14 protein-coding genes are annotated in these 14,267 nt (G+C 44.9%); 11 read left to right on the forward strand and 3 right to left on the reverse strand.

Translation table 11 applies throughout. The features are described from left to right. Positions 1–33 precede the first annotated feature (33 nt). Together coaD and D1614_RS07230 are read left to right on the forward strand one after the other, a co-directional pair. Positions 34–513: a pantetheine-phosphate adenylyltransferase gene (coaD, locus tag D1614_RS07225; RefSeq protein ID WP_119437217.1), complete on the forward strand. Its 480-nt coding sequence runs from the start codon at positions 34–36 to the stop codon at positions 511–513. 5 nt (positions 514–518) lie between these two features. Then, positions 519–1,940 (forward strand): TlpA family protein disulfide reductase, encoded by a 1,422-nt coding sequence (locus tag D1614_RS07230; RefSeq protein WP_119437218.1) that lies wholly within the window; start codon positions 519–521, stop codon positions 1,938–1,940. A 347-nt stretch (positions 1,941–2,287) separates the two neighbouring features. On the opposite strand, the gene D1614_RS07235 is transcribed toward D1614_RS07230, so the two are convergent. Further along, positions 2,288–2,911, reverse strand: a complete 624-nt coding sequence (locus tag D1614_RS07235) for an NUDIX hydrolase (protein WP_194086704.1) — start codon at positions 2,909–2,911, stop codon at positions 2,288–2,290. 20 nt (positions 2,912–2,931) lie between these two features. Here D1614_RS07235 and pyrE point away from each other — a divergent pair, with 20 nt between their 5' ends. Next, positions 2,932–3,564, forward strand: coding sequence for an orotate phosphoribosyltransferase (pyrE, locus tag D1614_RS07240; protein WP_119437220.1), 633 nt, complete (start codon positions 2,932–2,934; stop codon positions 3,562–3,564). Positions 3,565–3,642: 78 nt separating this feature from the next. Then, a complete protein-coding gene (locus tag D1614_RS07245; RefSeq protein ID WP_119437221.1) occupies positions 3,643–4,092 on the forward strand; it encodes an SRPBCC family protein in 450 nt (149 codons plus the stop codon). Between the two features lie 339 nt (positions 4,093–4,431). Here the strand turns inward: D1614_RS07245 and D1614_RS07250 are convergent, their stop codons facing one another. Beyond that, positions 4,432–5,163 carry a biotin--[acetyl-CoA-carboxylase] ligase gene (locus D1614_RS07250; RefSeq protein ID WP_162304443.1) on the reverse strand — a complete coding sequence of 244 codons (732 nt, stop codon included), beginning with the start codon at positions 5,161–5,163 and terminating at the stop codon, positions 4,432–4,434. A 90-nt stretch (positions 5,164–5,253) separates the two neighbouring features. Here D1614_RS07250 and rsfS point away from each other — a divergent pair, with 90 nt between their 5' ends. Genes rsfS through D1614_RS07280 form a run of 6 tightly spaced genes read left to right on the forward strand, consistent with a single transcriptional unit; the run spans position 5,254 to position 10,157 of the window. Then, positions 5,254–5,622 (forward strand): ribosome silencing factor, encoded by a 369-nt coding sequence (rsfS, locus tag D1614_RS07255; protein WP_119437223.1) that lies wholly within the window; start codon positions 5,254–5,256, stop codon positions 5,620–5,622. Positions 5,623–5,630: 8 nt separating this feature from the next. After that, complete coding sequence (gene ftsH / locus D1614_RS07260) at positions 5,631–7,706, forward strand: ATP-dependent zinc metalloprotease FtsH (RefSeq protein ID WP_119437224.1); 2,076 nt, start codon at positions 5,631–5,633, stop codon at positions 7,704–7,706. Between the two features lie 2 nt (positions 7,707–7,708). After that, on the forward strand, positions 7,709–8,326 hold the full coding sequence (locus tag D1614_RS07265) for a LutC/YkgG family protein (RefSeq protein ID WP_119437225.1): 618 nt from the start codon (positions 7,709–7,711) through the stop codon (positions 8,324–8,326). A 45-nt stretch (positions 8,327–8,371) separates the two neighbouring features. Next, complete coding sequence (locus D1614_RS07270) at positions 8,372–8,584, forward strand: putative signal transducing protein (RefSeq protein WP_119437226.1); 213 nt, start codon at positions 8,372–8,374, stop codon at positions 8,582–8,584. After that, positions 8,577–9,407 carry a phosphatidate cytidylyltransferase gene (locus D1614_RS07275; RefSeq protein WP_147384081.1) on the forward strand — a complete coding sequence of 277 codons (831 nt, stop codon included), beginning with the start codon at positions 8,577–8,579 and terminating at the stop codon, positions 9,405–9,407. The genes D1614_RS07270 and D1614_RS07275 overlap by 8 nt, the downstream gene beginning before the upstream one ends. 3 nt (positions 9,408–9,410) lie before the next feature. Next, positions 9,411–10,157, forward strand: a complete 747-nt coding sequence (locus tag D1614_RS07280) for a CDP-alcohol phosphatidyltransferase family protein (RefSeq protein WP_119437228.1) — start codon at positions 9,411–9,413, stop codon at positions 10,155–10,157. A 549-nt stretch (positions 10,158–10,706) separates the two neighbouring features. On the opposite strand, the gene D1614_RS07285 is transcribed toward D1614_RS07280, so the two are convergent. Next, positions 10,707–11,870 (reverse strand): sigma-54-dependent transcriptional regulator, encoded by a 1,164-nt coding sequence (locus tag D1614_RS07285; protein ID WP_119437229.1) that lies wholly within the window; start codon positions 11,868–11,870, stop codon positions 10,707–10,709. A 547-nt stretch (positions 11,871–12,417) separates the two neighbouring features. Here D1614_RS07285 and D1614_RS07290 point away from each other — a divergent pair. Further along, positions 12,418–13,272, forward strand: coding sequence for a sulfurtransferase (locus D1614_RS07290; protein ID WP_119437230.1), 855 nt, complete (start codon positions 12,418–12,420; stop codon positions 13,270–13,272). The last annotated feature ends 995 nt before the right edge of the window (positions 13,273–14,267 follow it).

The following is a 14,267-nucleotide window of genomic DNA, read 5'->3' on the forward strand; positions in this document are numbered from 1 at the left end:
TTATTTACCTTTGATTGATCTTAAACAGAAAAAATGGAAAGAATTGCCATATTCCCGGGTTCGTTCGATCCCTTTACCATCGGACACGAATCAGTTGTCAGGCGTGCCTTGCCGATGTTTGACAAGTTGTACATCATGATCGGTTACAACGCCAACAAAAAATCGTTCTTTCCCGTGGAAAAACGCATGAAATGGATCAATCAGGTATTTGCCAACGAACCAAAGGTAGAAGTCAGGCTACACGAGGGATTAACGGTGGATTTCTGTAAAACGGTGAATGCCCAATACATTCTGCGCGGAATTCGTACGTCTTCCGATTTTGAATACGAACGGGCCATTGCGCAAATGAACAAGAAAATGCATCCCGATATTGAATCCGTTTTCCTGCTCACACTGCCCGAACACACGCCGGTAAACGCCACCATCATTCGCGATATTATCTCGCACGGCGGCGACGCCAGTATGTTTCTACCCGAGGGACTTGATAAAAACGAGTTCAAAATTAACGGTTAGTAAAAGTGGCTTTAAACAAATTTTCATTTCTTCTTGTCGTTTTATTTCTGCTGGCAGCCGGGCAGGCACAGTCTGTAGAAATCCGTTGCCAGAATGCAGAATACGCAAAAAAAACAATCGAGTTTTTTACTTACAGCGACCCTGTATCGGGGAAAACAGAGATAGCATTTTCGCTTCAGTTTGATGGCTCGGGAAAGGCGGTTGCCAACACCGATGTAAAGGATACAAAATACGTTTTTTCGGATTTTGGGGTATTCAGGGGAATGCTTTTCCTGGAAGCGGGTAAAAACATCGAGCTAAAACTTCCCCCCTTTAAAGAAAAGTCGTTTGCCGACGAGAAAAACCCCTATTTCTCACCTGTTCCTTTTTGGTTTATTACCGAAAACAAAAATGAATTAACGGATAAAGTTTCCGAATTTGACCAGTTCTTTAATTACCTCACCGACAAAGATTTTAACCAGTTATACATCCGGCAGTCGAAAGCAGTGTTTGATTCGATAAAATCTGAACTCGGCAAAAAAGTACCTGCCACGGCTCTAAAAGCATTGGTTTGGCACAAGAACCTGAAGCTAAAGTTAATTGAAGCTGATATTTTCAGGATGCGGCCCGAAGCTTACTCGTCTGAACTGAATGCAGTGACAAGCGAATACTGGCTGCAACCCGCCTTTATGGAGTTGTTTAACAAAACCTTCGACCGGCAGCTGAGTTTTTCGGCGCAGGCCATTCGCGGCGGCGAGGTAAAAAAGGCCGTGGAAACCCGGAACCTTCCAGCCGTAAAAAGCTTCGTGGAAAACAAATACAAGGTAAGCGGTAAAATGGCAGAATTGGTCTTGCTAAAACTGCTTCTCGACGCTTATTATTCGGATGAGTTTAGCAAAGCCGCCATTAAAGAACTGGTACAAAAACCTCTTTTTGCGCAGAACAGTAATTCGATCATAAAAGCCGCAACCAAAAATATCCTCGACAAACTTGGTTTTATGGCAACCGGAAGCAAAGCCCCTGTTGTTTGCCTGAATGATTTGGACGGGCAAAAGAAATGCACCGACAAAGACCAGGGTAAATTCAAATACATCGTTTTTGCCGATGTTGAGACCCGGGTTTGCCAGGAACAATTAAAGTACCTGAGCCGTATCGATGAACTGTTCAACAAGCACCTGGAAATATACGTGATATTGAGAAACACCGGCACCGAAAGCATCAGCACTTTTTTCAAAACACAAAAAGTACCTGCGGAAAAGCTAGTGGATACCAACAACGAATTCATCGAACTTTACAAAATACGTTCGTTTCCGCAGTGTTTTCTGCTGAATGAAAAACACGAAGTGGTATTTGAACATGCCAAAACGCCGCTTGACGGATTTGAACAACAATTTGGCGAATGGCTCCGCAATGAACTTTTTATGCGCCAGCGCAATCAATCCAAATAAGCAGCAAACCCTTGAAAATTGATCAATGATTATTTATGAATGACTAATGGGATTCAATCCTGTAACAAAGTCAAGAGCCTTACTAAAGCTCGTAGGTAATGAGAGCTAAACGGCTTCACAACATCACGGTCTAACAGCAACACAATCACTAACTGCAAACTTCATCCAGAACCAAGTATTCAGTGTTTGAATAATGGAGTGAAGACTGAACACCCCCTCCATCATTCAGCTGAAAGACACGCGAATTCCTCGTCCCGTTAAATGGGGACAAATAAAAGCTCCGAGTTTTAAGCCACGAGCTTTGAGAGACTATCCTGTATCGAGTATCCCGTATCAAAAATCGACCTTCAAGTATACATCTGAATCAGCTCCTTTAAATTTTCGTAAGTATTTGCCAGCACTTCGTCCAGCTCGGAGGGAAGAAACCAGCGTACTTCGGTGATTCCTTCGTCTGTTTCTGGCCGGCCCTCGCTTGCTCCGTCGTATTCCATTTCAAACCAATGCGTAGGTTTAAAAATCCATTTCCCTTTGGTTTCCCGGTATGGCGATTGGTAAATATGAAAAGTGGTTGGCAAAGCTTTCACAATCGCATGGCCGGTGATTCCGCATTCTTCAGCCACTTCGCGCAACGCAGCCTGCATTGGCGATTCTCCTTTGTCGATCTTCCCCTTTGGCAGGTCCCATTTTCCGTTTCTGAAAATAAAAAGAATCCTGTCCTTTCGTTTCACAACACCACCTGCTGCCTCCACATTCAGCAAGGCCGATTGAAAGCACTGAAAAGCTTTCTCCGGATCGGCATGTTCTATAACAGCCTCGGGATATTCCGACTGAACCAGGCTGTCCAGGTAAGTCAACACCTCCGGACCGCCAGTAAAAGCTGGTGATACAGAGCTTGTTTTCGCAAATGTTATCATCGCAGGCGAGGAAAACACAATCCTCTTTTCATTCAAAAAAACTTTATACTTTTGCATCGAACAAAATAGCATTTATCATGAAGTCAACTCAAATCGAAGTTACCAACCGACTGTTAGAAATCAACACCATAAAGATACAACCCAACAATCCTTTTACATGGGCTTCCGGCTGGAAATCGCCGATTTATTGCGATAACCGTAAGATTTTGTCTTACCCGGAGACACGCACTTTCATCCGCGACAAGTTTGTGGAAGTGATCCGCGAAAAATACCCGGATGCCGAAGTGATTGCCGGAGTTGCAACCGGTGCCATTGCCATGGGAGTACTGGTGGCAGAACAAATGGGCTTGCCCTTTATTTATGTTCGCTCGTCGCCAAAAGGACACGGGTTGGAAAACCTGATTGAAGGCGACCTGAAACCGTTTCAAAAAGTGGTGGTGCTTGAAGACCTGGTATCAACCGGAATCAGCAGTTTGAAAGCCGCCGAAGCAGTAAACAATTTTGGTGGTGATGTTGTGGGAATGGTTTCCATTTTCACCTACAATTTCCCGCACGCCAAAGAAAACTTCAAGAAAGCCGGTATCGAACTTACTTCGTTAAGCCGCTACCAGATTCTGATTGACCTGGCTTTGGAAAAGGGAGAAATCACCCAAGACCAGGTTGAATCGTTGATGGGATGGCGCGAAGACCCGGCCAACTGGGGAAAATAATTTTAGAACTTTATCACCAACAGATAGATCCCGCTCCCGGTAACAACCGGGACGGGATTTTTTTTCAAAAGCAGACAGATGGGAGTTAACAAATACGTAAGCGACGTAAAAACAATCGGACACAACCAGCAGGTTGTATTTAATTACTTGTCGAATTTCGAGAACCTGGCAGGCTACATGAATTCAGGACTGATTGAGCGGATTACCGAAAAAGTGCCGCAGATAAAGATCACCGAGTTTCAGTCAGATCGCGATTCCTGCAAATTCAACATCACCGGGCTGGGGGTTGCCGAGATCAAAATCATCGACCGCGAACCGTTTAAATCCATCAAAATTGAAAGCTCAGGCGGACTTCCGCTAAGTTTTACCTTTTGGATTCAATTGCTTCCGGTGGATGAATACAACACCAAAATGCGCCTGACCCTTCATGCCGAAATGAGTATGATGATTAAAATGATGGTGGGCAACAAACTGGAAGAAGGACTGAACAACCTGGCTGACACTCTGACCAAACTTCCCTATCAATAGAGTAGGGCTGAAGGACTGAGGGACTGCGGGAATAATGGGCTGAAGGACTGAAGGATTGAGTTTTTGAGAAATGCTGGAATGCCTCAATTAGTGATCAGTTTCAGTTTGACAGTTTCACAATTTAGCAGTTTTGCAATTTCACAATGACAACGAACAATGAAGTATAAAAGCTCGCAGCCAGAGGCTCGTAGCTTAACTTAGCGTCTTAGCGCCTTTGCGAGAGAATAAAAGAAATACCTTTGAGTCTTTGTGTTCAGTCTCAGTTTTACAATTTGTCAGTTTCGCAATTTCTCCACATTGAAGCTTCAACAGCTCCCTGATTCAACGGGAAGTATCTTACTAAAAGATATATTCCACTTCTTTAAACATATATTCCGTGATTTTTCCGGAACGATCTTCCAGCTGAAGTTGCCCGAACTCACCGATTCCGAAAATCCTGGCCTCAAAAGTCTCATTGTCTTTCCGGAAATTTCGCCATTGGTTAAAGCCAAAGAGTTTTCCGAGGTAAGCTTTGTCAATTTGCTGAAACTTCCCTGCTTCCAACAGTCGATACCATTTTTCAAAATACTGAAAGAATCCTTTTAGCATTTCCTGCGCATCATAAATTTTTCCGTTCAGCTGCTGCAACGACACAGGATTGGGTGCCTTGGAATGAAACACCAACTGGTTCAGGTTAAGTCCGATTCCGATAATCGAAGAATCGAGTGTCGAGCCTTTAATCGAATTCTCGATCAGAATTCCGGCCACCTTGCGGTTCCCGATGTACAGGTCGTTGGGCCACTTAATCGAAACATCGTTTACCTCCGGAGTTAACAAATCCACCAGGGAAAGGCTGACAATTTTTGAGATCAGAAATTGCTTGCCTGCCTCCAGGAAACCAGGATGCAGAATAATGCTGGTTAACAGGTTCTTTCCGGCCTCACTTTCCCAGAAATTACCCGGTTGTCCCTTCCCCCGGGTCTGGAAATGTGCCAAAACGACAGTGCCATTTGCGGCCCCGTCCGAAACAAGTTGCTTGGCATAGTTGTTGGTACTGTCGACCTCGTCTAAAAAGATGATATTTCGGCCCATTAAAAACATTTGAGGATCAAAAGTAAACCATTCTGACAAAAAATGGTTAATGGACAAAAAGATTATCTTTGTAAGGTTCAAGATTAATTTATGAAGCAAAAAAAAGCAGAAACAGATAAACTAACAGAAGCAATCCTGGAAGGGATACAACGTTTAAAAGGAAAAAAGATCACAATTATTGATTTAGAGAGCATCAAGCATACCGAATGCAGTTCTTTCATAATTTGTCACGGAACATCCTCTACACATGTTGATTCCATTGCACATTCGGTGGAAGCAACCGTTAAGGAAATGCTCGGAGAAGATGTTTGGCACAGAGACGGATACCGGAACGCTATGTGGATTTTGTTGGATTACGGTGATGTTATGGTACATGTTTTCCAGGAAGAACCCCGTCAGTTTTACAATCTCGAAGGCCTTTGGGCCGATGCAAAATCAAGAACAATAGAAGAAGATTAATACGTATCATGGCAGAAAACAATCAGAATAACAATCAAAAACAACAAAACGGGAAAGACAATCCTTTCGGACGTTTTAATCCCAATAGAAAAGGCGATGGAAAACCGCCAAAATTCAATGCTTACTGGATCTACGGGATTATTGCCATCGTATTTCTGGTGGTTCAGTACTACATCAGTTACAGTCATGGCCCCATTGACACCAACTGGGGCGAAGTAAAGCAGATGATTGAAAACGGCGACGTTGAGCGCCTTGAGGTGATCAACGAAAAAGAAGCCAATGTTTACATCAAAAAAGATCATTTAAAAAACTACGAAGATCGATTCCAGGGCAATTTTTCAAAGCCTGCCGAAGTGGGTCCTCACTTCACCTTTAAGACAGGCCCGATTGAGAAATTTGCCACCGATTTAGCCAAGGCACAGGAAGGCAAACCGGATGAGATTCTCCCTTCGTACAAAGACGAAAATAACTGGCTCCGCGATATTCTTCTTTCGTTTGGGCCTTTTATCATCATCATTTTACTCTGGTGGTGGATTTTCCGCCGGATGAGCCGCGGTGGCGCCGGTGGCGGTGCCGGAGGTATTTTCAACGTAGGAAAGTCGCAGGCAAAAATATTTGACAAAGACCAACGTGTTTCCACCACATTTAAAGATGTGGCCGGGCTGGCAGAAGCCAAACAGGAAGTGGAAGAAATTGTGGAGTTTTTGAAAAACCCGGCAAAGTACACCAAGCTGGGAGGTAAAATTCCCAAAGGCGCTTTGCTGGTAGGCCCTCCCGGAACCGGGAAAACCTTACTTGCCAAAGCAGTGGCCGGTGAGGCCAACGTACCTTTCTTCTCGATGTCGGGTTCCGACTTTGTTGAAATGTTCGTGGGTGTTGGAGCATCGCGTGTGCGCGACCTGTTTAAACAAGCCAAGGAAAAAGCGCCGTGTATTGTTTTTATTGATGAGATTGATGCCATTGGGCGTGCCCGTGGACGGAACCCCAACATGGGATCGAACGACGAACGCGAAAATACACTGAACCAGCTGCTGACCGAGATGGATGGTTTTGACACCAACAGCGGGGTAATTATCCTGGCAGCTACCAACCGTGCCGATATCCTCGACCGCGCGTTGATGCGTGCCGGACGTTTCGACCGTCAGATACATGTGGAACTTCCCGATTTGAACGAGCGTACCGAGATATTCAGAGTCCACTTGCGTCCGCTGAAACTGAGTGAAGACGTAAAAGTTGATTTCCTGTCGAAACAAACACCTGGATTCTCGGGTGCCGATATTGCCAACGTTTGCAACGAAGCAGCTTTGATTGCCGCCCGTAAAAACAAGGACTCGGTTACCAAACAGGATTTCCTGGATGCCGTTGACCGGATCATCGGAGGATTGGAGAAAAAGAATAAAATTATTTCGCAGGAAGAGAAAAAAACCATTGCATACCACGAAGCTGGGCACGCCACCATTAGCTGGCTGCTCGAATATGCCCACCCGTTGGTGAAAGTTACCATCGTACCCCGCGGAAAAGCACTGGGGGCTGCCTGGTACCTGCCCGAAGAAAGATCCATCACCACCAAGGAACAACTTTTGGATGAGATGGCCTCTGCACTGGGTGGACGTGCGGCAGAAGAAATTGTCTTCGGAAAAATTTCGTCGGGCGCACAAAACGACCTCGAGAAAATTACCAAACAAGCCTATGCCATGGTAAGTATTTTCGGGATGAGCGAAAAGGTAGGAAATGTAAGCTATTACGATTCTACCGGGCAATCTGATTACTCGTTCACCAAGCCTTACAGCGAGAAAACCGCTGAACTGATTGACGAAGAAGTAAAAATTCTGATTGACAGCCAGTACGAAAGAGCCAAACAAGTTTTGCGCGACAATGCGGAAGGACACAGCAAACTGGCCAATTTATTGCTCGAACGTGAGGTGATCTTTAGCGAAGACCTGGAAGAGATTTTTGGAAAACGTCCGTGGGAGAAAAAGCACCTGATGGGTGAAAATGGCAACGGCGATAGCAAAATGCCTGAAATTTCCGCTGACGAACCAAAGGACGTTCAAGACACTGAAACAGAAGTTTTACCGGAATAAAAATGACTTCGGCCCGGGAGGAAATATTAAACAGGCTTCAGCAAGCCACTCATCCGGAGCCGGACGAAGTACCCGATTTTGACACTCCCGTTTATTTTCCCATCGATCAGCCTTTGGAACTGGCTTTCAAAGAGAACCTGAAGAAAATAAGCGGGAATGTTGTTTTATGTGAGTCTGAAACCGATTTGTACGAGCGCCTCAAAAAGTTTCTTGAAGCCTTCTCTCCGGAAAAGATTTACTGCAACGAAACCCCACTTCAGCAAGGGTTAAAAGAAAACGGGATCGGCTTTTCCTGTGGCTCAGAACTTCCTTCCGATCTGGAAGCGGGTATAACCAGCTGCGAATTTCTGATCGCACACACCGGCTCGGTAATGGTTAGTTCGGCCATTGAAGGCGGGCGTCGAATGTTTGTTTATCCTCCGGTTCATATTGTGATCGCCCGAAAAGATCAGCTGCTTGCTTATCTTGATGAAGCTTACACTGCTATCCAAAACAAATACAAGGACATTCTTCCTTCGCACATTGCGCTGATTACCGGGCCAAGCCGAACTGCCGACATCGAAAAGACACTGGTAATGGGAGCGCACGGGCCGCGTGCTATTCACGTATTTATCGTTTAATCGATACAATTATCCAGCATTGCCATATTTTCTTAACTTTACGCCATGGAAAAAGGATGGACTGAAGTTTATATGACGGCTACTGAATACGAAGCTGAAATGGCGAAAGACATTCTGGCAAATGCCGGCATCAAATCAGTTATTTTAAACCAACACGATACAGCTTACCAGTCCTTCGGGGAATTCATTTTATATGTGTCGGAAGCCGATTATCAAAAAGCTGTTGTGTTACTCAAAAATCTAAAGGAAGGTGAGTAACTTAACAAAACGATCGATCTGGGGCCTGATCTATGTAGTTGTAATGATGGGCGGCCTTTTGTTTCATCCCATCGCGTTTGCCGTGGTATTCGGGACACTTTTATTTTTTACCCAATACGAATTTTATGCGCTGGTAGAAGTAGCAGGACATAAGATCTCCCGTCTCCCGGGCACGTTAATGGGCGTATTCTATTTTCTGATCTGCGCCGGCATTGCCAACGGCTTGCTTCCCAAATCCTTGCTGCTCATTTGTATCCCCATCATTCTTTTAATGTTTATTATCGAATTATTTCGCAGAAACCATAATACGCTGGAAAGAAGCGGACTCACCGTACTTGGCTTTATTTACATCGCCATCCCGTTTGCACTGATGAATTTTATTGTAAACAGTTCGCTAAACGGGCAAACCAATGTTTACTATCCCTGGATCATGGCCGGCGTTTTCCTCATCTTGTGGACCAACGATTCGTTTGCCTACCTGATCGGAACACGTTTTGGAAAACACAAAATGTGCACACGCATTTCACCCGCCAAATCGTGGGAAGGATTGATCGGAGGTGCTGTGTTTGCCATTGTGATGGGAATCGTAAATGCGGTTCTTTTCCAGGCGGTGGATATGCTCAGCTGGATTGTTATTGCCGTTTTGACCGTTGGATTCGGTACGCTGGGCGATCTTTTTGAATCCAAAATCAAGCGGGAAATTGGTACCAAAGACTCGGGAAATATCCTGCCTGGACACGGCGGTTTTCTCGACCGTCTCGACAGTCTGCTGTTTGCCATTCCCGTCGTATTTATCTGGTTAATGCTTTCAGAAAAATTTTAAGACATGCGATCAATTATTCGTCAAATACCCAATTTCATCACCCTGATGAACCTTTCGTCGGGAGTACTTGCCACCATTTTTGCCATCGACGGTCACCTGATCTGGGCCGGAATTTTTATCTGCCTGGCATCGGTTTTTGATTTTATGGATGGTTTTGCCGCGCGGCTTTTAAAGGCTTATTCTGAAACAGGAAAAGAACTCGATTCGTTATCCGATGTTGTTTCCTTTGGTGTGGCGCCCGGGGCTATTTTATTCACTTTGCTTGAATTCTCACTTTTCGGGAAAAACCAACCCATTTACGAAATAAGTGCCAACTGGTACCAGTGGATAATTCTGTTTTCGGCGTTGTTGCTACCTATTTTTGGTGCCATTCGTTTGGCCCGCTTCAACGTACTTGCGGGTGACGAACCGTTCTTTCGCGGTTTGCCCATTCCTTCGAACGGGATTTTCTGGGCTTCTCTGGGGCTGATGCTGGAATTCCCCAAATACCACGAATATTTCGAAACGATATATTCCACCAAAAACCTGGTGATTCTCGGCGTGTTTATGGCCGGAATGATGGTGATTAACCTGCCCATGTTTTCGCTCAAAATGAAAAACCTGAAGTGGAGTGATAACTGGTACCGCTATGTTTTTGTTTTACTGGCCGTCGTTCTGCTTGCCACGTTAAATGTTTACGGACTGGCCTTAACCATTCTGCTTTACATTATCCTTAATGTGATTTTTTACCTGGCAAAAGTTAAGCTCTGATCTTCCTCTGGTATCAGTATTGTTTTTCCCGAAGTAAAATACTTGTCTATTCAAGACCCGTACTAAGGAATACTTTCCCTGCCTGAATCTTTCGTGGAGGCTTTAATTCAATGTATTATGGTTGATTTTAAGAAAAGAAAAAAGCCCCTGAAAACGGAAGAAATATTTTCCCGAGGGAAAGATTAATAATACGCCATGACAAATTGACTTCCGAAACCAGAGGCTAATATCTTATATAACACGCTTTAGCAAGTGTCATTTTTTACACTTGTAACATAGTTAACAACAAAGGGGGAAAGTTGTTTGTGATTCCTAAAATTATTTGATTTTTTTTCGTCGAAGACAAGAAATAACGTGAGATTGCTTCGCCAAGCTCGCAATGACAGATGATTTATAAAATTGGAAGGAAAGGATTTGGTTGGCGGTAAAACCGCCAACCAAATCCTTTCCTTCCTCTAATCATTTCAATATATTGTCATTGCGATCCCAAATCTCTTGGGAGAAGCAATCTACTCTTTACTAATTATTTTAATCAGTTAACACAGATCTCTATTTCAACGGAGCGGCAAATTTTAATACATCGGCTTCCGTGATTTCATTGTTGCAAAGAATGATCAGTCGCTCAATCACATTCCTGAACTCGCGGATATTACCGGTCCAGTTAATTTTTTGCAATTCCGCAATCGCATTTTCACTGATTAACTTTTCAGGCATTCCGTACTCGCTGCAAATTTGCTGAATAAAATGGTTCGCCAGCAGCGGGATATCTTCCAGTCGTTCGTTCAGCGTCGGGACCTTGATCAGAATTACACTTAGGCGATGATAAAGGTCTTCGCGAAAATGGTTGTTGTCGATTTCAGCTGAAAGGTTTTTGTTGGTAGCTGCCACAACACGCACATCTACTTTAATTGCCTTGTCGCCTCCTACCCTGCTGATCTCGTTTTCCTGCAAGGCACGCAAAACTTTTGCCTGTGCCGAAAGACTCATATCGCCGATTTCATCCAGGAACAAAGTACCGCCGTGGGCTTGCTCGAATTTTCCTTTACGTTGTTTTACCGCCGATGTAAAAGCCCCTTTCTCGTGGCCAAATAATTCGCTCTCGATCAACTCCGAAGGAATCGCAGCACAGTTCACTTCCACAAACGGGCCGGAAGCGCGGTTGCTTTGCTCGTGAATACGACGCGCCACCAGCTCTTTCCCCGAACCATTTGCCCCGGTAATCAACACACGAGCATCAGTGGGTGCCACCCTGTCGGCCATATCCAGAATTTCGGCAATGGCTTTTGATTCGCCAACAATCTCGTATTTTTTACTGACCTTTTTCTTTAGAATTTTGGTTTCTGTTACCAGCGTCGATTTATCCATCGCATTCCGGATCGTAATCAGCAGGCGGTTCAGATCGAGTGGTTTTTCGATGTAATCGTAAGCACCTTTTTTTATCGAATCAACAGCTGTATCAATGTTACCATGCCCCGAGATCATCACCACGGGAGTATCGGGTGCCAGCACCACCATGCGTTCCAGAACTTCTATTCCGTCGAGTCCGGGCATTTTAATGTCGCATAAAACAATATCGTATTCCGCAGCACGAATCATTTCCAGGCCCTTGTTTCCATCTTCCGCCAGATCAACTTCATATTTTTCATATTCCAGGATATCTTTCAGGGTGTTCCGGATGCTTCTTTCATCATCAATTACGAGGATTTTTGACATTTCGCTTTAATTTTTTGAGACTGTGAAAATAATTGTAGTTGTCCGTAATCAAAAATGATTCCAAACAACACCAGGTCCGGAAAATTACTGAATTAAATTGGAATACACTGCCCGCAAATGTTTTTAAAGTAGTCCCAACCGATCTTTTCGCGGGCAGCATTTTTACTGGCTTTAACCGACTAAACTTAAATGCCTGATTTTTTCAAAGTTTAAAATCACTAGCGTCCGGCTAATCTTAAAGTTTGCTTCTCCGTCTATTAACAGATCGCAATCGAGCACAATTCAGGGGCTTTTATACGCATGGGTAATTATTTCTTCAACGACTGGACCCGCTTGCAGGTTAACTATGAATACGCTGCAGAACAGGCCAAAGAAATTAAGAACGACCGCATAATGGTTCAACTTCAGGTTAAATTTTAGTGCTAGTGCCCGCAAAAAAGCAGACGCTTAAATTTTAATGTGTAAAATTAGCCAACGGGTGTACCATCCATTGGTATGAACATTGCGAACCAGATGAAATACGAATAATTACAAAAATTTAAAACGAATGAAACAAAGTAGATACCTTCTGTTGGGAATCGTGTTTTTCCTGACATCATTGATTTCGGCGCAGGCGCAAGACCTTATTTCGGTGAACGAGCTGGCCAAGATCTCTAAAAACAGCGATGTAGTGGTAGTATGGGCAGGCGATGAAGATGGGTACAAAGTACACATCACAGGTGCCGTTAGCATTCCGCACACCTCGCTTTGCAACAACGACCCCATCCGTAACCTGATCAAACCCACAGCTGAAATGGCCAAAATACTGGGAGAAAAAGGTGTTTCGACCGACAAAACCATTGTGGTTTACGACGAAGGCTCGGGCAAGTACGCCAACCGGATGTACTGGATGCTCAAATACCTGGGAGCACCCAACGTAAAAGTACTCGACGGCAACTTTAAAGCCTGGAAAGCCGGAAGAAAACCGGTTACCGGTTCACCGTCGAAAGTTGCGGCCACTACGTTTAATGCCAAACCCAACGCGGCCCTGCTCGCCAATATGGATGAAGTGAAAAAGGCAATCGGCAACCCGGCTTATGCTGTGATCGATGCCCGTACTGCAGAAGAATTTGCGGGCACGGCTGAAACCGAGATTCGCAAAGGCCACATCCCGGGAGCGTCGAACATCAACTACGAAACGCTTCTCGACAGCAAGGGAATGCTCAAATCAAAAGAAGAATTGCAATCAATTTTTAAGGACAAAGGTATTACAAGCGACAAAACAGCCATCGTTTACTGCGAAACCAGTGTACGTGCCTGTGTGCTTTACACGGCCCTGAAAACACTGGAATACCCGAAAGTAAAAGTTTACGATGGAGCGTATTTAGAGTGGCAGGCTACCGCATCCAATTCGGTAGAATAGCCTTTCACATGTCTTTGCGGCGCCAGGTGGAGACCTGGCGCTTTTTTTATGCTCTTTCTGCTTTGCCGGAACATCGTGTTTCGTTGATAAAAGCGCGGGGCGGCGAACCATGAGCGGCGAGCAAAACACTGCAATACGGCAACAAATCCCCTTCAGATTGCTTCTCCGTCCGTCAGCTGACGGACGAATCGCAATGACGTCCGTTTTTGTTTTTCGTTTGGCAGCGGACATCTTGTGTCGTGACTGGAAATTGTCAGCTGCTGTCCGCTGCCCGAACACCCCCTCGTTGACGTCATGGCGAGCTTGCGAAGCCAACTCTTTCAGGAAGCAGGGAGCGAAGAGCATGGAGCATGGAGCGCAACTCTGAACCCTGAACTACAAGCTGCGAGCGGCAAGGAAAACACGGCAACACGGCAACAAATCCCCTTCAGATTGCTTCTCCGTCCGTCGGCTGACAGACGAATCGCAATGACGTCCGTTTTTGTTTTTCGTTTGGCAGCGGACATCTTGTGTCGTGACTGGAAATTGTCAGCTGCTGTCCGCTGCCGGAACACCCCCTCGTTGACGTCATGGCGAGCTTGCGAAGCCAACTCTTTCAGGAAGCATGGAGCGAAGAGCATGGAGCGCAACTCTGAACTTTGAACACTAAACGCTGAACTACAAGCTGCGAGCGACGAGCTTGACTCTGAACACTGAATCCCTCAAAAGACGGACAGGCACTGAGAACTGTGACTGCAAACTGAGACTATTGTAACAAAACCTCGCTTTTAACCGCCCGGGTTTTGTGTTTTTAGAGCCCATCAGGCAAAGTGAATACAAACACCCGGCTCCCGACTTCCTTCTTCCCGTTTTTTTCTTCGATAAGTTCATTTTTAACTCCAACAACCTGGCTTTTTGATGCATTGCCCTTGACCAAAACCAGAAAAAGCATGAAAAACACTCAAACAAGCTAACTTTTTACCCCGTGCATGGAGTAAAAAACGGCCTGTAACCCT

The sequence above is a fragment of the Maribellus luteus genome, assembly GCF_003576475.1.
Lineage (GTDB): Bacteria > Bacteroidota > Bacteroidia > Bacteroidales > Prolixibacteraceae > Draconibacterium > Draconibacterium luteum.